This window comes from Amycolatopsis sp. NPDC043885, assembly GCF_056435685.1.
The window spans coordinates 105,779-128,202 of sequence record NZ_JBWKEA010000022.1 but is presented as its reverse complement, the minus strand read 5'-3'; the positions used below and the strand labels follow the sequence as shown (position 1 = coordinate 128,202).

Sequence of the window (22,424 nt, the reverse complement as noted above, 5' to 3'; positions counted from 1 at the left end):
CGCCGTTCGCGCCACTCGGAACATGTCCATTGGTGACACGACGGCACCGGGCCCGCAAGTCGGAGCGGTACGGTCGGGCATCTCCGCCGGTGCGGATCTGATCCAGGCGGGGTCGGGCGTGGTGTGAAGGTGGCTACCGATCAGGACGACGAGACGGAATAACTGTTCGACGAGAAGTTCATGCCGCCGCTGGACGACGTGATCTCGAAGCCGAACTGCACTTCACCGACCGTCACGTCGCCGTACCAGCCGCGATTCTTGATCCAGTTCAGCACGGCGAGCACGTCGACCGAACCCGCGTTCGTGTTGGAGGTGCGCAGGAAGGAGAACACCGCGTTGGCGCCGTTGCTCCCCCGGTAGACGTCCCAGGTGTGGCCGCCGACCGACACCGTGGTCTCCTTCGAACCGATCGCTCCCACGGCACCCTGCTTGTTCATCCACAGCATGATCTCGTAGGCGTTGTTGTTCGCCCAGATGTCGTACGCCGTCGCGTAGGCGCCGCCACCCGGCCTGGAGACGTTGAAACTGCTGGAAAGGCTCCGCAGTCCGCTCAACTGGCGGCCGAGGTTCTTCGCCGAATGCGGATACGACTTCACTCCGCCGGTGTTCGGGTGGTTCGCCCAGACGCCGAAGTTGCTGTAGGAGTTCGCCCAGATCGACTGCGGGCCGGCGCCTCCGCCCCAGACGTTGTTGCGGACGGTGTAGCCGCCGTTCGACCAGCTCCCCCACTTGTCCGAAGAGCTCCAGGTGGCGGCCTGCGCCGTCCCTCCTACCATCAGGGTGGCGACCAACGCCATGACGACACTGCTCGACAAGGATCGTGCTTGCCTGCGCATAGCCGGGCTCCTTCCGTGTCTTTTCACCAAATGGACCGTTACCGCAGAGAAAACGTGCTGATTCTCGAATCGGCGGTGAAGACGAGGTAGACGTCGTGCCGCCCGTTCAGCCCGGACAACGTCGCGGTGGTCGTCGAGTACGTGTACTTGTCGCCGGTACTGGCGATCTGCGCGGTGCCGGCCAGCCTGCCGCGTGGGCCGCCGAGCCGGATTTCCACAGTGGACGTTCCTGGTGCGGCGCGAGCCGTTCTGGCGGTGAACGTCCGTGCCCCGGAACGGAAGTCCACGTCGCTGAAGCGCAGCCAGTCTCCCGCGCCGACTCCGACCGCGTCGCCACGGACCTTGCTTTCGTCGACCAGTTCGACGCCCGAGTAGTCGTCGAAGTCGATCGCCCTGGTGTTCCGCGTCAGGTCGCGCGGCGGGATCTGCTCGCCACGAACGGGGATCGCCGAGCGCAGCCGGATGTCGGCGGCGGACGCACCGACCATCACCTCGTGGACGGACGATTCCAGCACCCATTTGCCCCGGGTGACGTCCCAATGCCGGAGGTCGGGCACCGACAGGCGCACCGTCTTGGTCTGCCCTGGTTCCAGGTGCACCCGTTCGAAGTCGCGGAGCCGCTGATTCGGCTGCTTGTCGCGGGACACGAGTTGATGGGTGTAGAGCTGCACCACCTCGTCACCGGCACGTTTCCCGGTGTTGGTCACCTTCACCGTCGCTTCGAACGTCCCTTGTGGACCCGGCTTGCCGAGGCGCAGGTCGCTGTAGCGGAAGTTCGTGTAGGACAGACCGTGGCCGAAGGCGTAGAGCGGATCACCGGTGAAGTACTGGTAGGTGCTGCCGCGTTTCATGATGTCGTAGTCGAGGATGTCCGGGAGCTCGGCGTCCGAGCGGTACCAGGTCTGGGTGAGACGGCCGGCCGGGTTCACGTCGCCGTACAGCACGTCGGCGAGCGCGTTGCCGGTCTCCTGGCCGGCGTGCGAGGTCCACACGATCGCCGGGATGTTCTCCTGCTCCCAGTTCAAGGTCGTGGGATAGCTGTTCTCGACAACCACGACGGTGTTCGGATTCGCCTTGCGCACGGCCTTGATCAGTTCGCTCTGGCTCTGGGCCAGCGCCGTCGTGGTGCGGTCGTGGTCTTCCCGGCCGTTGATGAACGGCATGCTGCCCACGACCACGACCGCCGTTTCGGCCGATCGTGCCGCCTTCACCGCGCTGTCGATCCCCGAGGTGATCTGCTCCTTGCGGAACTTGGTCGCTCCCGCCGCGTTCGGCGAGCCCAGGGTCAGTGTGCCGTCGGCGGCTACGGTGAGATAGCTGTTCGGCCCGTCCCAGTCGTTCGGAAGCTCGTAACCGGCGTACCTGATCACGACCGTGCCGTCACCCGCGTCCTCCAGTTTGAACTGCTGGTGGACGAACCAGTCCCGCGGCTGCGGCGCCTGGTTGAGGAACGGACTGGTGGCATCGGCGAGGTTCTGCCGCTCGACGTACTTCCCGTTCGCGACACTGCGCAACGTCAGCACACTATCGCCCCACTCGAAGGCGTCGAACTGCTCCGTGGCCCCGGCACTGGTGGCGCCGGTCTTGAGCACCGCGCCCGCCTCACCCGCGCCGCCGCTGAGGTACCTGCCGGTGGCGGCGTCGCGCAAGGCGATCCTGTCGACGGCCTCGGTGTCGGTGATCTGTGCCCCGCCGCCGAGCCGCGCGCGGATCCCGTCCACCGGGGTCACCTTGTACGGCAGTCCGCCGGAGTACCAGTCGGTGTACAGGGTCTTCTCCAACGGCCCGATGACAGCGACTCCGCGCTTCGGGTCCAGCGGCAGCGCGCCGCGGTCGTTCTTCAGCAGCACCATGGCCTCGCCCGCCGCCTTGCGGGCGAGCTGCCGGTGCGCCGGACTGTTGACCACGTCCTTGCCGATCTTGGCGTACGGGCCGCCGTCCGGATCGAAGTCGCCGAGCCGGAAGCGGACGCTCAGGACGTGCTTCACCGCCTTGTCGATGTCGGCCTCGGCGAGCAATCCCTTGGCCAGCGCGGACGTGATGATCTTGATGGTGGGGCCGGGGTTCTGGTTGTCGACGGTGAAGCCGTCCAGACCGGCTTTGAGGGTGGCCGCGAACCCTTCCTCGTTGGTTCCGTAGTACTTCTCGGAGCCTGTCAGGTTGTACGGGGCGGACGCGTCGCTGACGTTGTAAAGCGTCTTGTCGGTCCACGTCCGCACGACGTCGTCAAGGTCGGGGTTGACCGTCGCGGGCCGTCCGTTGACGAGGTTGTACGACCCCATCACGCCGGTCGCCGCGTCGGCCGCGATAGCCGGTTTGAACGCCTGCTCGTCGTATTCGCGCAGCACTCGCGGGCGCAGGTTGGACGACGTGGTGTCGCGGCGGATCTCGTTGTTGTTGGCCAGGTAGTGCTTCAGCACCGGAGCGGTCTTGAGGTACTGGGGATGGTCGCCGGTCATCCCCTTGCCGTACGCCGTCGAGATCGCCCCGGTCAGCAGAGGATCTTCCGAGTAGCCCTCCTCGTTGCGCCCCCATCGCGGATCACGCAGCAGGTTCACCACCGGCGCCCACAGCTGGAGCCCCCAGAACCCGGGGTCCTGCGAGTGGTAGCCCCGCGCCTCGTCACCGACGACCGCCCCGACCTGTTCGATCAACGCGGGGTCCCACGTCGAAGCGAGCCCGATCGCCTGAGGGAAGACCGTGGCGCTCGCGGTCACGACGGCGCCGTTCGTGCGCTCCGTCGTCCAGCCGAGACCGTGGAGGGCCTCGGTTCCCGTCTTGAATTCGGGGATGCCCAGCCGCGGGATCGCCGGCTGGAACTGGTGCAGCAACGACACCTTCTCCGCCAGGGTCAGCCGCCGCACCAGATCGTCCACGCGCGTGGTCAACGGGAGGCCCGGATCACGGAACGGAAGAGCGTTCAGCTCGTCCGCGACCGCGGGTGAGGCGAGGCCCAGCACCAGGGTGATCGTCGTGGCGAACATGCCGATCCGGCGGAGGCGGACGGGGAGAGCTGCTCTGCTCATGAAGTCTCCATCGCGAGTAATCGAAGCGCTTCGACGAAACGGGCGGCGATATTCGGCGAGTTTCGAGCGGTCGTGATCGGGTGGCGATCGAGCAGGAGATCCGACTGTCGAAACGATTCGACAGTCGCGTTACGGCGATGTTAGCGGACAGGACACGACGAGACAATGCTCTCGGCCGCGTCGTGCCAGCGGTGTGTCCGTCTGGCACTCTCGAACACAGTGGACAGTTGCCGGCCGGAAGGAATCCCGTTGACCTCGATCGAACCCACCGGCCTCTCGCTCGAGCAGAAGGCGTCGCTGCTGTCCGGCCGCGACTTCTGGCACACCGAGGCGATCGAGGTCGCGGGGATCCCGTCCATCCTGCTCTCCGACGGCCCGCACGGCCTGCGACGGCAGGACGACGAGGCCGACAATCTCGGCGTGCACGACAGCGTGTCCGCCACCTGTTTCCCGCCGTCGGTCGCGGTGGGTTCCAGCTGGGATCCCGAGGTCGCCGCGCGGGTCGGCGCGGCCATCGGCAGGGAAGTCCGCGCGGCAGGGGTCTCGGTGGTGCTCGGCCCCGGTGTGAACATCAAGCGGTCCCCGTTGTGCGGCCGCAATTTCGAGTACTACTCGGAGGACCCGTTGCTGAGCGGGGCGCTCGCCGTCGCCTACGTGCGGGCCATGCAGGCCGAAGGCGCGGGAGCCTCGGTGAAGCATTTCGCGGCCAACAACCAGGAGACCGACCGGATGCGGGTCAGCGTGGAGGTCGACGAACGGACCCTGCGCGAGATCTACTTCCCGGCGTTCGAACGCGTCGTGACCGAAGCGCACCCGGCGACGGTGATGTGCTCGTACAACCGGGTCAACGGCGTCTACGCCTCCCAGAACCGCCGTCTGCTCAGCGACGTCCTGCGCGACGAATGGGGTTTCGACGGTCTGGTCGTCTCGGACTGGGGTGCGGTGAACGACCGGGTCGCCGCACTCGCGGCGGGGCTCGACCTCGAGATGCCGGGCACCGGCGGCAGCGGCGACGCCGAGATCGTGGCGGCGGTCCGGCGCGGGGAGCTGGACGAAGCCGTCGTCGACCGGAGTGTCCGCCGCGTTCTCGCCCTCGCCGGCAGGTCGTTGCCGCCGAGTGGCGACGTGGACCCCGACGCGCAGCACCGGGTGGCGAAAGAAGTCGCCGCCGGCTGCGCTGTCCTGCTGAAGAACGACCGGGACACGTTGCCCCTGACCACGCGATCCGCGGTGGCGGTCATCGGCGAGTTCGCCGCGAACCCCCGCTTCCAAGGCGGCGGCAGCTCCCACGTCAATCCCACCCGGGTCGATACCGCGCTCGACGCGATCCGGGAGCTCGGAGAATCCGTGACCTACGCGAGCGGCCTGGCCGACAACGCCGTCGAGGTCGCCCGTGAGGCCGACGTCGCGGTGGTCTTCGCGGGTCTGAGCGAAAGGGACGAATCCGAGGGGTTCGACCGGGACACCATCGGCCTTCCCGCGGCACAGGTCGAGCTCATCAAGGCGGTCGCGGCAGCGAGCACGCGCACCGTGGTCGTCCTCTCCCACGGCGGCGTGGTGTCACTGGAGGGTTGGCACGACGACGTCGACTCCATTCTCGACGGCTGGCTGCTCGGCCAGGCAGGCGGCAGCGCGCTCGCCGACCTGCTCTACGGCGTCACCAACCCGTCAGGTCATCTCGCCGAGAGCATTCCGTTGCGTTTGCAGGACAACCCCAGCTATCTCAACTTCCCCGGCGAGTCGGGCCACGTCCGGTACGGCGAGGGAGTCATGGTCGGCTATCGCTACTACGAGACCGCCGAGGTCGCGGTCCGGTACCCCTTCGGCCACGGCCTGTCCTACACCACCTTCGAGACCGCCGGCCTGACGGTCACGGCGACGGGCGACGACTCCGCCACCGTCGCGGTGACCGTTACCAACACCGGAACCCGCGCCGGTAAACACGTCGTCCAGGTCTACGTCGCCACCGACGCCGCTCCCGTTCGCACCCCGGCGCGGGAGCTCCGCGCGTTCGCCAAGATCTCGCTCGAACCGGGCGAGACCCGCCGCGTCGAGCTCACCCTCGATCGCCGCGCTTTCGCCTGGTACGAGGTCGAACTGAGCCGCTGGGTGGTCTCGCCGGGCGACTACACCGTCCAGATCGGCCGGAGCGCCGCGCATATCGTCGCCGAAGCGCTCGTCACGCTGGCCGGCGACGTCATCATCATCCCGGTCCTGTCGATCGACTCTACGGTCGAAGAGTGGTTCGGTCACCCGATCGTGGGTCCGGAGCTTGGCGAGTTGCTCGCCGGCCAGAGCAATCGGGCTGAGAGCAGCGCGGACTGGATGCGCATGGTCGCTTCGATGCCGATGCGCCAGTTCACCAAACTCATGGCCTACCGGGGTGTCTCGCTGCCCACTGACGCGTTGCCGCGGTTGATCGAACTGAGCAAGGGCGGTGCGCGACCCTCTCGATCCTGAATCCGTCGAATCGATTCGACGCGCACTATCATCGGCTGATGGTCACCATCGCAGACGTCGCCCGGGCGGCCGGGGTCTCCCCGAGCACCGTGTCCTACGTGCTGTCCGGACGGCGTTCGATCTCGGAGGACACCCGCCGCCGCGTCCAGCACAGCATCAGCGAACTCGGTTACCACCCGAACGCGGGCGCCCGCGCGCTGGCCAGCAGCCGCACCAACGTGCTCGCGCTCGTCGTCCCGCTGCGGACGGACCTGAACGTCCCGGTGGTCATGCAGTTCGTCGCGGCCACCGTCACCGAGGCACGCACCTACGACCACGACGTGCTCCTGCTGACCAAGAACGAAGGCCCGGACGGCCTGCGCCGGATCGCGGCGTCCGCCATCGCGGACGCGCTGATCGTGATGGACGTCGAAACCTCCGAGCCGCGTCTTCCGGTGCTGAGATCCTTGCACCGGCCGGTGGTGCTGATCGGAGTTCCCGCCGACCCCGGCGACCTCACCTGCGTCGATCTCGACTTCACCGCCGCCGGCGCCGCGAGCGTCACGCATCTGGCCGACCTCGGCCATCGCGAGGTCGCGCTGATCGGCCCATCCCCCGCGGTCTACAAACGCGGCACGAGCTACGCGGGACGCTTCCTGCGCGGCTTCCGCCAGACGGCCACGAAACGCAAGGTGCGCGCCGGTTCGTTCCCGTGCGCCCCTTCCTACGACGCGCTGCGTGCCTGCCTCGACGACGTGTTCTCCAAGCACCCCGGCGTCACCGGGCTGGTCGTGCACAACGAGGCCATCCTCGGCCCGTTGCTGTCCGAACTGAACCGTCGCGGCAAGCAGGTGCCCCAGGACATCTCGGTACTGGCCGTCTGCCCGGAGGACATGGCCGAGGCGCAGTCGGTACAGCTGACGTCGATCGCCATCCCGGCCGCCGAACTCGGCAGCCTCGCCGTCGAAATGGCGATGCGCCGTCTCGATGACGGAGGCCAGGCCGAGGTCCGGCTGCTGTCACCTCGCCTGACCGAACGGGGCAGCACCGGCCCGGCGCCTTCCTAGGCCCGACCGGCTCGGTACCAGTGTTCTTGCCCGCCTGAATACATGAAGGCCCCCTTCATGTACTCGGGCACGGTGTGAAGGTCGAGTTTCCTCGGCGCCCCCGTTGCGACTGCTGGTGCACCTGGGGCGAACGTGGCGATTATGGAGTCCGTGAAGGCCTCCTTCCCTACCCTCAAGGTAGGCAAGGAGGCCTTCACGGACAGGGCCTGGGACCAACTCCGCCCGGAATCCACGGAGCCCTTGGCTCCGCTTCGCGACACTCAGTTCGGTGCCCCAGCGCCACGAATCGTCAGCGCGCTTCCCGTCGCCACGATCGTCTCGTCACCCCCGGGAAAGGCCACCTGCCAGCCATCGGGCGCGGCGTCGACGTCGACGTGGACGCTGTCGCCCTCCCGGCGCGTGCGGAACGTCGAGCCGCCGACGGTGGTGGTGATCCCGGCGCCGTCCTCCAGCCGGTACGGCCGCAGCGTGACGCCGTCGGCGTAGTCGTAGTCCGGCCGGTCGTCTACGGCACCCAGCGGCAGAACGGTGTTGGGACGCACGAGCAGCGGGACGGTGAGCATGTCACAGACGGTCGTCACCCACCGCGGCCCCTGGATCTCGTCGCCGGTGAAGAAGTCGGTCCACACACCGTCCGGGACGTAGTAGGTCACTTCGCCCTCGTCCGAAAACACCGGTGCCACCAGGAGCGAGTCGCCGAGCATGTACTGCCGCTCCAGATGGGCGCACGCCGGATCGGCCGGGAACTCCAGCGCCATCGCCCGCATCATCGGCGTACCCTCGGCCGCCGCCTGTGCCGCCGCTTGCCACAGGTACGGCATCAGCCGCGCCTTGAGCTTGGAGAACACCCGCAGGACGTCAACGGCCTCCTCATCGAACAGCCACGGCACCCGGTAGGACGAACTGCCGTGCAACCTGCTGTGCGAGGACAACATCCCGAACGCGATCCAGCGTTTGAACAGTGCCGGATCCGGGGTGCCTTCGAAGCCGCCGATGTCGTGGCTCCAGTACCCGAAACCGGACAGACCGAGGGAAAGGCCGCCACGCAGGCTCTCTGCCATCGACTCGTACGTCGACTCGCAGTCGCCGCCCCAATGCACCGGGAACTGCTGAGACCCCGCGGTCGCCGAACGCGCGAACACCACGGCTTCGCCCTCCCCACGCCGTTTGCGGAGCACGTCGAAGACCGTCTGGTTGTAGAGATAGGTGTAGTAGTTGTGCATCCGCTCGGGATCGGATCCGTCGAAGTAGACGACGTCCGTCGGCACCCGCTCGCCGAAGTCGGTCTTGAAACAGTCCACGCCTTGTTCGAGCAGAGCGTCCAGTTTGGACGCGTACCACTCACGCGCGGCGGGGTTGGTGAAATCGACCAGCGCCATCCCCGGCTGCCAGAGATCCCACTGCCACACGTCGCCGTTCGATTTCCGCAGCAGGTACCCGCCCGCGACGCCCTCGGCGAACAACGGTGACCGTTGCGCCACATAGGGGTTGATCCACACGGAAATGCGCAGGTCACGCGCTTTCAGTCGCGCCAGCATGCCGACAGGGTCCGGGAACGTCCGCGGATCCCATTCGAAGTCACACCAGTTGAACTCGCGCATCCAGAAGCAGTCGAAATGGAACACGCTCAGCGGCAGGTCGCGTTCGATCATGCCGTCGACGAATCCCGAGACGGTCTCCTCGTCGTAGGACGTGGTGAACGACGTCGACAGCCACAGCCCGAAGGACCACGCGGGCGGGAGCTCCGGTCTGCCGGTCAGCGCCGTGTACTTGCGCAGGATCTCCTTCGGGCTCGGGCCGTAGATGACGAAGTACTCCAGCGACTGGCCCACGACGCTGAACTGCACCCGCGACACCGCTTCCGAGGCGACCTCGAAGGACACGCGCCCCGGATGGTCGACGAACACGCCATAGCCGGCGTTGGTCAGGTAGAACGGGACGTTCTTGTAGGCCTGTTCGCTGCTCGTGCCGGCGTCGGCGTTCCAGATGTCGACGACCTGCCCGTTGCGCACCAGTGGCCCGAATCGCTCGCCGAGCCCGTAGACCTGGGCTCCTACCGAGAGGTCCAGCTGGTCGCGGACATGGTGCTCGCCGTCGAGGCTCATGAAGCCCATGCCCTTGGCCCCGCTGGTGGTGAGTACCTTGTCGTCCGCGACGAAATCGACCTTCCATCCTTCGCCGCGGTGGAGCCGGACCGACAACGCGCCCGCGGTGAGCGTGTGCCCGTCCTCGGAGACTTTCGCCTCGTCGTCGACGGCCGACAGCTCGAAGTGGGGCTCTCGCGGCAGCCCGCCCTCGAAATGCGTGACGCTCACCCCGATCACGTCCGGCATCGGCGAGGAGAACCCGACCGTCGCCACCGGTCCCTTCAACAGGTCCCCACGGTGGCGGATGCGATGGGTCGGCGCGTGCACCACGATCCGGCCGTCCCCCGCGGTGAGGTCGTACACCTCCACCGGATGCGCCGCCTGTACCCCGTCACGCAACAGCCAGTATCCGTTGCTGAACTTCATTTGACCGCCCCTGCCGTGATGCCACGTGTCAACGTCCGCTGGAAGATCAGGAAGAAGGCGATCGCCGGGATGACCCCGAGCAACGCCGAGGCACTGGTCATGGTCGCGTCCATCATCCGCTGGCCCTGCAGCACACCCAGTGCGACCGGGACGGTCTGAGTGTCGTTGGAGATCAGCAGGATCAGCGGCAGGAAGAACTCGTTCCACGTCCAGATGAAGAAGAACACGAACAGCACACCCAGCGTCGGCCTGCTGATCGGCACCACGATCCGCACCAGGGTCTGCCATTTGTTCGCGCCGTCGAGATAGGCGGCCTCGAGCAGTTCGTGCGGGAATCCGACGAACGTCGAGGACAGCAGATAGGTGCCGAACGCGGCCTGGATGATCGTGAAGATGATGATCACGCCGAGCTGCGTGTCGTAGAGACCGGTCTCGTTGGCGAGGAAGTATAGCGGGTACGCCAGTGCTTCCTGCGGCAGCGTGTTCGCGATGAGGAAGGCGACCAGGATCCACGTCCGGCCGCGGACCCGGCCGATGCCCAGCGCGTAGGCGTTCAGCACCGAGATCACCACCGCGAGCACCGCGACCGACCCGCTGATCACGACGCTGTTGAGCAGTTTCTGCCCGAACCCGACCCGGACCCAGAAGTCGATCAGCCCCTGCAGGTACACGCCGTCCGGAAAGGACAGCGGGCCGTCGGCCGCGTATTCGGCCGGAGACTTCAGCGCGTTCAGCGCCACGACCAGGAACGGCGCCAGCATCACGACCGCGAGAACGATCAACGACCAGAGCGTCACGTGCCGTTTCACGCGTGCTCACCCCGCCTCTGGATCCGGAGGAACACCGTGGTGAGCACGAGGATCAGCACGGTGAGCACGGTCGCGATCGCCGCGCCGTAGCCGACCTGCGTCTTCTCGAAGAAGTTCTGGAACGAGTAGTACGACGGCACGTTGGTGGACCCTCCGGGGCCTCCCCTGGTCAGCACGTAGATCGGCCCGAACACCTTCAGCGCGGCGATGGTGCAGGTCAGCAGGACCACGAAGACCTCGGGCCGCAACTGCGGCACGGTCACATGCCAGAACCGGCCCCACCACGACGCGCCGTCCAGTTCCGCCGCCTCGTGCAGCGAAGGATCCGCTCGCTGCATCCCGGCCATGAAGATCACCACCGGATAGCCGACCTGGATCCACACCATCACGCCCATCACGCTCCACAGCGCGACATCCGGATCGCCCAGCCAGTTCTGGGCGAGCGAGCCGAGCCCGACGGCGGAGAGGAGTTCGTTCACCGCGCCCTCGGGGGCCAGTATCCAGCTCCACACGATGCCGGCGACCGCGATCGGCAGCACCTGCGGCAGGTAGACACAGGCCCGCAGCACGCTGGCCGCCCGCGTCCCGAACCGCTTGGCCACGAAATCGAACAACGCGGCCGCGATCACCAGCCCTGCCACCGTCGGCACGATGGCCATCGCCACCACGAGCCCGAGGTTGTGGCGGAACGACGCCCAGAAGACGTCGTCCGCGAACAACCGCCGATAGTTCTCCAGCCCTGTCCACTTCGGATCGCCTGCACCGGACCACTGGGTGAAGCTGATGCCGATGTTCATCGCGAACGGCACCAGGATCACCGCGATCAGCAGCAGCGCGCCGGGGATCAGGAAGAGCAGGTAGTTTCCCCGTCCCCTGGTCATTTGCCGACGTTCGCCAGATTCTCTTCGTAGGGCTTGGCGAGCTCGTCGAGCACCTGCGACGGCTGAGCGCTCGAGGTGATGAGCTTCTGCGTCGCCGAGACATGGACGTCGTAGTACCCGGGAGCGGGCCAGTCGGGATAGAACGCCAGCTTGTCCTGTGTGGACAGAGCGGTGAAGTCCTCGACCAGATCCTTCAGGCGCGGCTCGGCCGGTGGCGTGGGGCCGTTCACCACCGGGACACCGCCTGCCTCACGCAGCTTGTCCTGGATGGGCTGGGACATCGTGATCGCGATGAAGTCGAGCGCGAGGTCGCGGTTCTTCGCCCCCTTGGGGATGACCCACATATTGCCCGCGGAACCCGAGGTCATCCCCGGCCACGGGACCGAACCCCACTGGAAGTCCTTGATGCTCTGCACCAGCCTGCCGTACCACCAGCTGCCGCTGATCATGATCGGGTACTTGCCCTGCATGAACGACATGCCCATGCCCTCGGCGTCGACCCCGGCGGAATCCTTGCTGATGTAGCCCTTCTTCACCCAGTCGGCGAAGGTCGTCGCGCCGTAGGTCCACGCGGCGTCGTGGAAGTCGACCTTGCCGGTGTAGCGCTGGTAGCGGTCCACCCAGCCGCGATCGGCTTTGGTGAGGGCGAGCTGGTACAGGACCTGGTGCGCCGGGTACTCCGAGCCGCCGACGGCCAGCGGGGTGATCCCGGCACCGGTGAACTTGGCCATGGCCGTGGTCAGCTGCTCGATGGTCGTCGGCTCTTCGAGGCCCTGCTGCGCGAACATGTCCTTGTTGTAGAAGATCTTCACGTACTCGGCGTAGTTCGGGACGCCGTACCAGTTGCCGGATCCCATCACGCCGTTCTCGTCGTAACGGGCGGTGGTCTGGAGCGCCGGGGTGAGCTGCTTGTCCCAGCCGCGTTTGGCGACCTCTTCGCTGATGTCGGTCAGCAGTCCCTGTTTGGACAGCAGTCCCGCGGTGGCGTTCCCCTTGTTGTATTCCAGGAGGTCCGGCGCGTCGCCCGAATTGAGCACCATCGGTGCCGTCTTCTGGATCTGTTCGAAGCCCTTCTCCTCGAAGGCGACCTTGACGCCGGGATGGCTCGCTTCGAACTGCTTGATCGCCTCAGCCCAGGCCACGCCCATCGCGCTGTCCGGGGGCTCGTAGTGCCACAGCTTCAGGGTCTTCGGGTCGCCACTGCCGGATCCGGACCCGCAGCCCGCGATGGCCAGCATGGCGACCATCGCGGCGGCCAGTACTCGCTTCGACATCAGAGGTTCCCTCCAGAGAAGTCGGTGATGCTCGCCGGCCATCGTGGCCTCCCTCGGAATCCGCGGTGATCCGAACTGTCGAAGCGCTTCGATCGACACGATAGGACCGCGCGGCCGGTCAGCACAACGTCTTGACCGGGCGCGCTCCCACCTCTACTGTCAGGCCCTTTTCACCAGGCATGTGAGGGCCTCACGATGCGTGAGTTACGCCTTCAATCACGCGAGTTACGGCTTCGATCACGCGAGTTGCGCGCCGAACCGGATGGGGTGGCCCGCCACCGGCGTGGGGTCGAGGGCGCCGGTGCGGGCGAAGGTCGCCCAGACGGCACGGAGGGCAGCGCCGAAGGCGTCGACCTCGGACCACGGGACCTCGCCGAGCATCGGGCTGTCCTCCCAGGCCCGCTGGGTACCGAGCAGCAGCGGCAGTTCCAGGCAGTGGGTGGCGCCGAACTCGGATCCCTCGGGGCGCCAGTCCAGGCGATACGAGAAGACGTCCGCTCCGGCTGAGCGCAGACGGTCGCCGAAAGCGGCCAGTGGTTCGACGTAGATCTCGTCGGTGCCGGCGGCGCCGGGGAACGCGGTCATGTCGTCGGCGTTCCAGCCGTACAGCACGCCGAGGTCGCGCACGTTGTCCGCGAAGGACGCCTTGTCCAGCGTGTCCACCGGAATGAACGCGGGCTCCATCGGGTCGCCGGTGAGCCGCAGGTTGGTCAGCGCGGTTTCCTTCTGCGCGGCAAGGATTTCCGAGATCCCGGCGGTGCGCGGGTCGGTGCCGAGCGCGTCGGCGAACACCTGGCCGAGTTTCTCCGCCTGCTCGGGCCGGCGGGCGCCGAGGCCGAGCGGCGCGCTCTGCAGGATCGCCCGCCGGAACAGGCCGCGTGCCTCGGGCAGATCCATCAGCAGCCGGATGGAGATGCCGCCCGCGGACTGCCCGGCGACCGTCACGTTGTCCGGGTCCCCGCCGTAGGCCGCGATGTTGGTCCGCACCCAGCGCAGCGCCTCCAGCTGGTCGGCCAGCCCGAGGTTGCCGGGGCTGACGCCGTCCAGGTACAGGTAGCCGAGCGCGCCGAGCCGGTAGTTGACGCCGACCACCACCAGGTCACCTTCGGCCGCCAGCGCGCCGCCGTCGTACCAGTCCAGCAACCCACCACCGCTGGAGAATCCCCCACCGTGCAGCCACACCAGCACCGGCCTGCGTCCGTCATCCACGCCGGGGGTGCTGATCATCAGGTTGAGACAGTCCTCACCCTGAGGCAGGCGATCGCGCGGCGGGCCCATCACGCGGTCCAGCCGGGACGGCGGTTGCGGACTGAGCTCACCGCTGGACGGCGTCTGCTCCGAAACGGCGACCGGCAGCGCGAACCGCGCCGCTGTGGCATAGCGAATCGGTCCTGTTCGGACAATCGTGGTCATACGCACCTCGCGGGTAGGATCGGCTGGTGATCTTGCCTCGCCTGCTGGACGGCCGACTGAAGTTCCGCCACCTCGTCCTGCTCGACGCGCTGGCCAGGCAGGGCACCGTGGTCGGGGCCGCCGCCGAGTTGCACGTGACGCAGCCGGTGGCGACCCGAAGTCTGCACGAACTCGAAGAGATCCTCGACGTGCGGTTGTTCGAACGCGGCCCGCGCGGTATCACCCCGACCGTGTTCGGCGAGGCGTTCACCGGGCATGCCCGCGCGGTGCTCGCCCAGCTCGAGCAGGCCGGGCGGCACGTCGCCGAGCTGGCCGACGCCGAACGCGGCACGGTGGTGGTCGGCACCCATCTCGCGGGATCGAACATGCTGCTGCCGCGCGCGATCGCGGCGATCAAGACCGAGCGGCCGTACCTGACCATCGTGGTCCGGGAAGGTTCTCCCGAAGCCCTGCTGGTCGAGCTGGAGGCCGGCCGGGTCGACCTGATCATCGGCAGGCTGACAGCGCCTTCGGACGAGCGGATCGAGCGGCGCAAGCTGTACGACGAATCGGTGGATCTGGTCGTCCGCACCGCGCATCCGCTGGCCGGCGCGACCGGCGTCGAGCTGGCCGACCTCGCCGAGTACCCGTGGATCCTCCCCGGAGCGGAGACCGCGCTGCGCCGCGAGCTGGAGCAGCTGTTCACCCGCAACGGCTTCCCGCTGCCCGCGAACCGGGTGGAGACCACCTCGTTCCTCACCGTGCGGCAGCTGCTGCTGGAGACCGACGTGATCGCCGCCCTGCCCAGCCTGATCACCAAGGACGATCCGAGGATCACCAGGGTCGCACTGGCGCTGGAACCCATCGGGCACAGCGTCGGACTCACCCTGCCCGCCCAGCGCACGCTCAGCCCGTCGGTGGACGCGCTGATCCGCAGCCTGACCGACGTCGCCACCGCCATGTCGCATTAGGACTGTCCGATCACGACAGGGACAGGAAGCGTTCGGCGTTCCCGCTGGTGATCAGCTGACGCTCGGTCTCGCTCAAGAAGCCGCTCTTGCGCACCACCTCGCCGACCGGACGTTCGCCGAGCGGGTACGGGTAGTCGCTGCCGACCATCACCCGCTCGGCGCCGAGCGTGTCCACGAGCAGCCGCAGCGCCCGCTCGTCGAAGACCACCGAGTCGACGTGGAACCGATCGAGGTAGTGCGACGGCGGGAACTCCGAAGTGCCGATCACGTCGTTCCGCCGATGCCAGGCGTTCTCCATCCGGCCGAGCCAGAACGCGAACGACCCGCCGCCGTGGGCGAAACAGATCTGCAAGCTCGCGTCGATCCGGTCGAAGACCCCGCCGAGCACCAGCGCCAGGATCGACAGGTGCGTTTCGGCGGGCATCGCGGTCAGCCACCGGGCCATCCACCGATCCAGCCGGGGCGAATCGGTCATGTCCCACGGGTGCACGAACACCGGAACCCCGAGCGACGCGCAGTGCTGCAGGAAGGTCTCCACCCCGGCGCTGTCCAGATCCTGATCGCCGACGTGGTTGCCGATCTCCACCCCGCGATGCCCCGCTGCCAGGCAGCGTTCCAATTCGCGGCACGCGGCGTCGGGATCCTGCAACGGAACCTGGCAGAACGGGATCAGCCGGTCCGGCGCCGGTGCGACGATCTCCAGCGCCAGATCGTTGAAGATCCGGGCGATCCGGCCCGCCTGCTCACCAGTCCGGCCGTAGTTGAAGAACGCGGGCGTCGGGGAGACCACCTGGGAGCGCACGCCATCGGCGTCCATGTCCAGCAGCCGGGTCTCCGCGTTCCAGCAGTCCGCGGCGATCCGACGGAACTCCTTGTCCCCCATCATGATCATCGCCTCGGACTCGGTCTCCGCGCGCAGCCACGGCGCGTCCGGTCCGGCGTCCGCGCGCAGATCCGGCCAGCCGTTCGGCACGTAATGCGTATGGATGTCGATCAGGCCGGCCATCTCAGCCCTTCCCGGGGTGAAGGGCGCCGCAGCCGCCGCAGGTGCGGGCCTGCTCGTCACCGTAGAAGGCGGTGAAGACCGGTGGCAGATCCTCGACGATGTCGCGCACCTGAAGTTCCACCTCGTGCACCAGCGCGGCGCATTCGAGGCAGTACCACTGGAACTTCTCCAGCGTGCCCTCCTCACGGACGCGTTCGATGACCAGGCCGATCGAGTCGGCCTCCGGGCGCTGCGGCGAGTGCGGGATATCGCCCGGCAGCAGCCACGTGTCGCCCTCGGAGATGCGGATGGTCTTCTGGCCTTCGCCGGTCATGATGTCCACGTGCATGTTGCCCTTGAGCTGGTAGAACCATTCCTCATAGGGGTCGACGTGGAAGTCGGTGCGCTGGTTCGGCCCGCCGACGATCTGCACGATGAAATCGTTGCCGAGCGCCATGGTCCGGTTGTTCACCGGCGGCTTGAGCAGATGCTCGTGCTCGGCGATCCAGGCCTGGAAATTGACGACCTCGGGAATGTCGGTCATCGCGGGACCTCCGTGTTATTCGGTAGATGAGCGATTGCCTGGATTTCGATCAGCAGATGCGGATGCGGCAGCTGATGCACCGCGACCGTCGTGCGGGCAGGGCCCGTTTCGTCGAAGTATTCGCCGTAGATCTCGTTGTAGCCGCCGAAATCGTTCATCGAAACCAGGAAGGTGGTGATCTGTGTGATGTCGGCGAGGTCGGCGCCGACGTCGTGCAGGATGCCGCGGATGTTCTCGATCACCGCGCGGGTCTGTGCCCGGATGTCCAGGTTCGTGGTGCCGAGTTCGTCCACCTCGACGCCGGCGAACGTGTTGTCCGGGCGTCGGGAGCTGGTACCGGACACGAAGACCAGATCTCCCGCGACCTTCACATGCGGGAACCGGCCCCTCGGCTTGGCCAGCCCCGAAATCACCCGCCCGCTCATGCCAGCCCCCGTATCGAAACACGGCCGAGTCCGGCGATGTCCGCCTCGGCGACGCCAGGCGCGAACGGCACCGCTTCGGTCGCCGCCCCGGCCAGCACCACCTGCCCGGCCAGCAACGGGATGTCCCGTTTCCGGCACAGCTCGACCAGCGCGTGCAGCGCGCGCACCGGATCGCCGAGGATCGCCGCCGTCGAGCCGATCACCTCACGGTCCCCGGACCGCAGCCGCACCGCCCGGTTCGCTGCCTCCCCGAACGCGCGCCACGGTCCGAGCACGAACCCGGCAGCCGAAGTGTTGTCCGCGACCACATCGGTATAAGTGAACCGGAAGTCCCGGTATCGGGAGTCGATGATCTCGATCGCCGGCGCCATCGCATCCACAGCGGACTCCACATCGAACGAGGGGTCGTTGAAGTCGACGTCTCGGGCCAGCCGATACGCGACCTCCGGCTCGACCTTCGGATGGATGAAGCCCGCCAACGAGACCTCGCCGCCGTCGGCGACCCGCATCTCGTCGGTGAGCCTGCCGGCGATCACCTCGGACACACCCATCTGCGCCATCTTCGCCTTGCTGGTCAGCCCCAGCTTGACGCCGAGCACCCGCTCGCCACGCGCCTCTCGGCGGGCCACCAGCTCGGCCTGGATCGCGTACGCGTCGGCGATGCCGATCTCGTGATCGTCGGCGAGGCTCGGCGTGTCCGCGCACGTGGTCCGCGCGGTGTCCAGCCGATCGGCGAGCGCCGAGATCTCCGCGGTGGCCATCATGTGCCGCTCCGTACCAGGTCGAGTGCGATGTCCACGATCATGTCCTCCTGCCCGCCGACCAGCTTCCGCCTGCCGACCTCGGTGAGAATCCGCCGGGTGTCCAGTCCGTAGCGCGCGGCCGCGCGTTCGGCGTGCAGCAGGAAGCTCGAGTACACCCCGGCGTAACCGAGGGTGAGTGTCTCGCGGTCCACCTGGACCGGCCGTTCCCGCAGCGGGCGGACCAGATCGTCCGCCGCGTCCTGCAACGCGAACAGGTCCGCGCCGTGCTCCCAGCCGAGCAGGTCGGCGACCGCGACGAACGGCTCGGCCGGGCAGTTGCCCGCCCCCGCGCCCTGCCCGGCCAGCGCGACGTCCACCCGGTAGGCGCCGTGCTCGACCGCGGTCACGCTGTTCGCCACCGAGAGGGAAAGGTTCTCGTGCGCGTGGATGCCGATCTCCGTCTCCGGGCCGAGCACCTGCCGGTACGCGTCGATCCGCTCGGCGACCCCGCCCAACGTCAACCGCCCACCGGAATCGGTGACGTACACACAGTGCGCGCCGTAGGACTCCATCAGCCTGGCCTGTTCGGCGAGCGCGGCCGGCGTGGAAAGGTGGCTCATCATCAGGAATCCGGACACGTCCATGCCCTGCTCGCGGGCCCAGGCGATGTGCTGTGCGGCGACGTCGGCCTCGGTGCAGTGAGTGGCGATCCGCACGCTGCGCACCCCGAGGTCGCGGACGCGGCGCAGCTGGCCGATGGTGCCGATGCCGGGCAGCAGCAACGTGGTCAGCGTGGCGTTCTCGATCACTTCCGCGGCCGCGGTGATCCATTCCGCGTCGGTGTGCGCGCCGAATCCGTACGTCGCGCTGGACCCGCCGATCCCGTCGCCGTGCGCGACCTCGATCGCCGCCACCCCGGCCTTGTCCACGGCGGACACGATCCGCCGGACTTGGTCCACTGTGTACGCGTGCCCCATCGCGTGCATGCCGTCGCGCAAGGTCACGTCCTGGAGGTAGACCTTCATACGAGCCACCCCCTCAGTTCGGCGATCCGCTCGGCCGTGCGCAGCGCCGCCGAGGTCATGATGTCGAGATTCCCCGCGTAGTCCGGCAGATAGTGGGCCGCGCCGAGCACTTCGAGGAACACCGAGACCTTGAACCCGGAGATCTCCCGGCCGAGCTCGGGCACCCATTGCCGGTGCACCTGGTCGAACTGCACTTCCTGTTTCAGGGCGTAGCCGGGCACGTACTCGCGCACCTGCTCGGCCATCTGCCGGACCGACGCCGCGATCTTCTCCCGGTCCGGCTCCCCCTCGACCAGGCAGTACACCGTGTCGCGCATGACGATCGGCGGGTCGGCCGGGTTCAGCACGATGATCGCCTTGCCCATCGCGGCACCGCCGACCTCGCGGATCGCGGCCGCGGTGGTCTCGGTGAACTCGTCGATGTTCGCCCTGGTTCCCGGCCCTGCCGAGCGGGACGAAATGGACGCGACGATCTCCGCGTACGCGACCGGGGCGACCGAGGACACCGCGGCCACGATCGGGATCGTGGCCTGTCCGCCGCAGGTCACCATGTTCACGTTCGGCGCGGTGAGGTGCTCGTCGAGGTTCACCGGCGGCACCACGAACGGACCGAGCGCGGCCGGGGTCAGGTCGATCATCAGCTTGCCGTGCGCCTCGGCCACCTCGGCGTGCCGCCGGTGCGCACCCGCCGAGGTCGCGTCGAAGATCACCCGTACGTCGGCGAACTCCGGCAGCCCGGCGAGGCCGTCGATACCGCCGTGGGTGGTGGCCACCTTGAGCCTGGCGGCCCTGGCCAGCCCGTCCGAGGCCGGGTCGATACCCGCCATCGCGGCCATCCGCAGCGTCTTCGACAACCGCAGCACCTTGATCATCAGATCGGTGCCGATGTTGCCGGAGCCGATGACGGCGACCGGAACCGTTGCTGTCACTGAGTCTCCTCCTCGATCACCGCGTCGACCTCGCCGAGCCCGTCCAGCCGCAGCCGGAACCGGCCCGCTCCCGTGACCGGCACCATCGGGCCGAGCGCCCCGGACATCACGACATCGCCCGCGCGCAACGGCTGCTCGCGGGCGGCCAGCTCGCGAGCCAGCCAAGCGACCGCGACCACCGGCGAGCCGAGGCAGGCGTGGCCCGCGCCGTACGACACCGGTTCACCGTCCAGCTCCAACGTCATCCCGATCGCGGCGAGATCCCGGCCGGTCAACGAGACCGGGGTGCATCCCAGCACCACCGCGCCACTGGACGCGTTGTCCGCCACCGTGTCCACGATGGACAGATCCCAGGCCTCGATCCGGGAGTCCACGATCTCGATCGCGGGCAGCACGAACTCCGTCGCCCGCAGCACGTCCACGACCGAGGCGCCCGGCACGTCCAGATCGCGGCCGAGCACGAACGCGATCTCGCCCTCGGCGCGGGGTTGCAGGAACCGCCGATACGGAACGGGTTCGGTGTGCGCGTACAGCATGTCGTCGAAGAGCACGCCGAAGTCCGGCTGGTACACGCCGAACTGCCGCTGCACCGAAGGCGCCGTCAGCCCGATCTTCGCCCCGGCCACCCTGGCACCCGCCGCGACCCGCTCGTCACGCAGTCTGCGCTGCACCGCATAGGCGGTGTCGACGTCTTGCATGCCCAGGAATTCCCGCACCGGCGGGCACGGGGTCGCGGTGCTCGCCGCGGTCGTGAGACGGGCGGCGGCCGCCTCGATCGGCGCGCTCACAGCCGCACGCACACATTCGTCGGCTCGGTGTAGAAGTGCAGCGAAGACGCGCCGCCCTCCCGGCCGATACCGGAAAGCCCCATTCCGCCGAACGGCGAGCGCAGGTCGCGCAGGAACCAGGTGTTCACCCAGGACATGCCGACGTGCATGGCCTGCGCGACCCGGTGCCCCCGGCGCAGGTCCTGTGTCCACACCGAGGAAGCCAGCCCGTATTCGGTGTCGTTGGCCAACGTGATCGCCTCGGCCTCGGTGTCGAAGGGGATCAGCGCGGCCACCGGGCCGAAGATCTCCTCCCGCACCGGCAGGTCCTTGTTGGTCAGGCCGGTCCACAGGGTCGGCTCCAGCCACGAGCCGCCGTCGAGTTCCGGTCCTAGCTCGGGAATCCCGCCGCCGGTCAGGGTTTTGGCGCCGGACTGCTCGGCCAGCGCGAGGTAGTCCAGCACCTTGCGCCGGTGCTCCGGCGAGATCAGCGGGCCGGTGGTGGTCTCCTCCGCCGAAGGGTCGCCGAGCCGCAGCTCGCGCGCCCGCTCCACCAGCCCTGCCGCCACGTCCTCGAACACCGAACGCTGCACGTACACCCGCTCGGTGCACAGGCACACCTGCCCGGTGTTCGCGAACACCGACCGGGTCAGCCCGGTGAGCGTCTCGTCGAGATCCGCGTCCTCGAACACGATGGCGGCGTTCTTACCGCCAAGCTCGAACGAGACCGGCCGGACCCGGGGCGCTACCGTGCGCATCACCTGGGTTCCCGTGGCCGACGAGCCGGTGAACGTCACCCCGTCGATACCGGGATGCTCGGTCAGGAACTGGCCCGCCGAGTCGCCCCCGAACCCGTGCACCACGTTGTAGACACCCGCGGGCAGGCCGACTTCGGCCAGTACTTCGGCCAACAGGGTCGCCGTGGAAGGGGTCTGGTCGCTCGGCTTGACCACGACCGCGTTGCCGCAGCCGAGCGCGGGCGCGACCTTCCAGGTCAGCAACAGCAGCGGCAGGTTCCACGGCACGATCACCGCGACCACACCGAGCGGCTTGCGCACCGCGTAGTTCAGCGCCTGCGCCCCACCGGGCAGATCGGTGACGAACGATTCCTGGCCGGCGGCCGCGATCACGTCGGCGAACGTGCGGAAGTTCGCCACCGCGCGGGCCACGTCCAGTTCGCGGGCCTGGGTGACCGGCTTCCCGGTGTCCGCGACCTCGGCCGCGACGAACTCCTCGAACCGGGCCTCGATCCGGTCGGCCGCCCGGCGCAGCAACGCGGTCCGCTCCCGCACCGGAGTGTCCGCCCAGCCGTTGTGCAACGCGGCGCGCGCACCGGTGACCGCGCGGTGCACCAGCTCCCGGTCGGCCTCGTGCACCCGGGCGAACTCCGCGCCGGTCGCCGGATCGACCGCCGGGAACCCCGGCCCGTCCGGCGCGGCGAACTCACCGTCCACGAAGTTGCGGATCCACCGCACTGACTGCGTCATGGCGTTCACTCTGACGGGCCGCGCCATGCGGAACAAATGCGTATCTGCTCGCTAGCTATACCCTGGAGGGCATATCGCAGCGTTGGGTTCCGGAGGTTCGCGATGGACGACACGCGTGCTTGGACGTACGACTCGTGGAGTCGTCCACTCAGCCACGCGAACGCCACCCCGGGCCTGGTCCGTGAAGGCCTCCTTACCTACCCTGACGGTAGTGAAGGAGGCCTTCACTACCTTGAGGGTCGCCGCTCTCGTCCCAGGTACACCAGCGACCACAGCAGGCGCAGCGGCCGCGCGTGCAGGCCCCCTTCCCT

18 protein-coding genes are annotated in these 22,424 nt (G+C 68.0%); 3 read left to right on the top strand and 15 right to left on the bottom strand.

The annotated features are described in order from the left end of the window. Positions 1 to 140 precede the first annotated feature (140 nt). Both AC069I_RS39185 and AC069I_RS39180 read right to left on the bottom strand, forming a co-directional pair. The gene (locus AC069I_RS39185) at positions 141 to 836 is read right to left on the bottom strand and encodes a glycoside hydrolase family 12 protein (RefSeq protein WP_478267627.1); all 696 of its coding nucleotides are present in this window, start codon (positions 834 to 836) and stop codon (positions 141 to 143) included. 38 nt (positions 837 to 874) lie between these two features. After that, entirely contained in the window at positions 875 to 3,862 is a 2,988-nt protein-coding gene (locus tag AC069I_RS39180) for a glycoside hydrolase family 3 protein (RefSeq protein ID WP_478267626.1), read from the bottom strand. A gap of 249 nt (positions 3,863 to 4,111) precedes the next feature. Between AC069I_RS39180 and AC069I_RS39175 the strand changes: the two genes are divergently transcribed. Beyond that, positions 4,112 to 6,322 (top strand): glycoside hydrolase family 3 C-terminal domain-containing protein, encoded by a 2,211-nt coding sequence (locus tag AC069I_RS39175; protein WP_478267625.1) that lies wholly within the window; start codon positions 4,112 to 4,114, stop codon positions 6,320 to 6,322. Positions 6,323 to 6,360: 38 nt separating this feature from the next. Then, positions 6,361 to 7,368 carry a LacI family DNA-binding transcriptional regulator gene (locus tag AC069I_RS39170; protein ID WP_478267624.1) on the top strand — a complete coding sequence of 336 codons (1,008 nt, stop codon included), beginning with the start codon at positions 6,361 to 6,363 and terminating at the stop codon, positions 7,366 to 7,368. A gap of 260 nt (positions 7,369 to 7,628) precedes the next feature. On the opposite strand, the gene yicI is transcribed toward AC069I_RS39170, so the two are convergent. The 5 genes from yicI to AC069I_RS39145 all read right to left on the bottom strand — a co-directional run bounded on the left by yicI (position 7,629) and on the right by AC069I_RS39145 (position 14,258). Continuing rightward, positions 7,629 to 9,881 (bottom strand): alpha-xylosidase, encoded by a 2,253-nt coding sequence (gene yicI, locus AC069I_RS39165; protein ID WP_478267623.1) that lies wholly within the window; start codon positions 9,879 to 9,881, stop codon positions 7,629 to 7,631. Further along, complete coding sequence (locus AC069I_RS39160) at positions 9,878 to 10,690, bottom strand: carbohydrate ABC transporter permease (RefSeq protein ID WP_199749239.1); 813 nt, start codon at positions 10,688 to 10,690, stop codon at positions 9,878 to 9,880. The genes yicI and AC069I_RS39160 overlap by 4 nt, the downstream gene beginning before the upstream one ends. Then, positions 10,687 to 11,571 (bottom strand): carbohydrate ABC transporter permease, encoded by an 885-nt coding sequence (locus tag AC069I_RS39155; RefSeq protein WP_478267622.1) that lies wholly within the window; start codon positions 11,569 to 11,571, stop codon positions 10,687 to 10,689. Before AC069I_RS39155 ends, AC069I_RS39160 begins: the two co-directional genes overlap by 4 nt. Continuing rightward, a complete protein-coding gene (locus AC069I_RS39150; protein ID WP_478228207.1) occupies positions 11,568 to 12,845 on the bottom strand; it encodes an ABC transporter substrate-binding protein in 1,278 nt (425 codons plus the stop codon). Before AC069I_RS39150 ends, AC069I_RS39155 begins: the two co-directional genes overlap by 4 nt. 237 nt (positions 12,846 to 13,082) lie before the next feature. Beyond that, on the bottom strand, positions 13,083 to 14,258 hold the full coding sequence (locus AC069I_RS39145; RefSeq protein WP_478267621.1) for a carboxylesterase family protein: 1,176 nt from the start codon (positions 14,256 to 14,258) through the stop codon (positions 13,083 to 13,085). Between the two features lie 26 nt (positions 14,259 to 14,284). Between AC069I_RS39145 and AC069I_RS39140 the strand changes: the two genes are divergently transcribed. Beyond that, positions 14,285 to 15,208 (top strand): LysR substrate-binding domain-containing protein, encoded by a 924-nt coding sequence (locus AC069I_RS39140; RefSeq protein WP_478228205.1) that lies wholly within the window; start codon positions 14,285 to 14,287, stop codon positions 15,206 to 15,208. A gap of 10 nt (positions 15,209 to 15,218) precedes the next feature. Here the strand turns inward: AC069I_RS39140 and AC069I_RS39135 are convergent, their stop codons facing one another. The 8 genes from AC069I_RS39135 to AC069I_RS39100 are packed head-to-tail and all read right to left on the bottom strand — an operon-like array spanning position 15,219 to position 22,113. Beyond that, positions 15,219 to 16,214 (bottom strand): amidohydrolase family protein, encoded by a 996-nt coding sequence (locus AC069I_RS39135; RefSeq protein ID WP_478267620.1) that lies wholly within the window; start codon positions 16,212 to 16,214, stop codon positions 15,219 to 15,221. Position 16,215: 1 nt separating this feature from the next. Beyond that, complete coding sequence (locus AC069I_RS39130) at positions 16,216 to 16,737, bottom strand: 3-hydroxyanthranilate 3,4-dioxygenase (RefSeq protein WP_478228203.1); 522 nt, start codon at positions 16,735 to 16,737, stop codon at positions 16,216 to 16,218. Beyond that, positions 16,734 to 17,162 carry a RidA family protein gene (locus tag AC069I_RS39125; protein ID WP_478267619.1) on the bottom strand — a complete coding sequence of 143 codons (429 nt, stop codon included), beginning with the start codon at positions 17,160 to 17,162 and terminating at the stop codon, positions 16,734 to 16,736. The genes AC069I_RS39130 and AC069I_RS39125 overlap by 4 nt, the downstream gene beginning before the upstream one ends. Further along, a complete protein-coding gene (locus AC069I_RS39120; RefSeq protein WP_478267618.1) occupies positions 17,159 to 17,926 on the bottom strand; it encodes a 2-keto-4-pentenoate hydratase in 768 nt (255 codons plus the stop codon). The genes AC069I_RS39125 and AC069I_RS39120 overlap by 4 nt, the downstream gene beginning before the upstream one ends. Then, the gene (gene dmpG, locus AC069I_RS39115) at positions 17,923 to 18,930 is read right to left on the bottom strand and encodes a 4-hydroxy-2-oxovalerate aldolase (RefSeq protein ID WP_478228200.1); all 1,008 of its coding nucleotides are present in this window, start codon (positions 18,928 to 18,930) and stop codon (positions 17,923 to 17,925) included. The genes AC069I_RS39120 and dmpG overlap by 4 nt, the downstream gene beginning before the upstream one ends. Next, entirely contained in the window at positions 18,927 to 19,859 is a 933-nt protein-coding gene (locus AC069I_RS39110) for an acetaldehyde dehydrogenase (acetylating) (protein ID WP_478228199.1), read from the bottom strand. Before AC069I_RS39110 ends, dmpG begins: the two co-directional genes overlap by 4 nt. Continuing rightward, entirely contained in the window at positions 19,856 to 20,647 is a 792-nt protein-coding gene (locus tag AC069I_RS39105) for a 2-keto-4-pentenoate hydratase (RefSeq protein ID WP_478267617.1), read from the bottom strand. Before AC069I_RS39105 ends, AC069I_RS39110 begins: the two co-directional genes overlap by 4 nt. Next, complete coding sequence (locus AC069I_RS39100) at positions 20,644 to 22,113, bottom strand: 2-hydroxymuconic semialdehyde dehydrogenase (RefSeq protein WP_478267616.1); 1,470 nt, start codon at positions 22,111 to 22,113, stop codon at positions 20,644 to 20,646. Before AC069I_RS39100 ends, AC069I_RS39105 begins: the two co-directional genes overlap by 4 nt. Positions 22,114 to 22,424 lie beyond the last annotated feature (311 nt).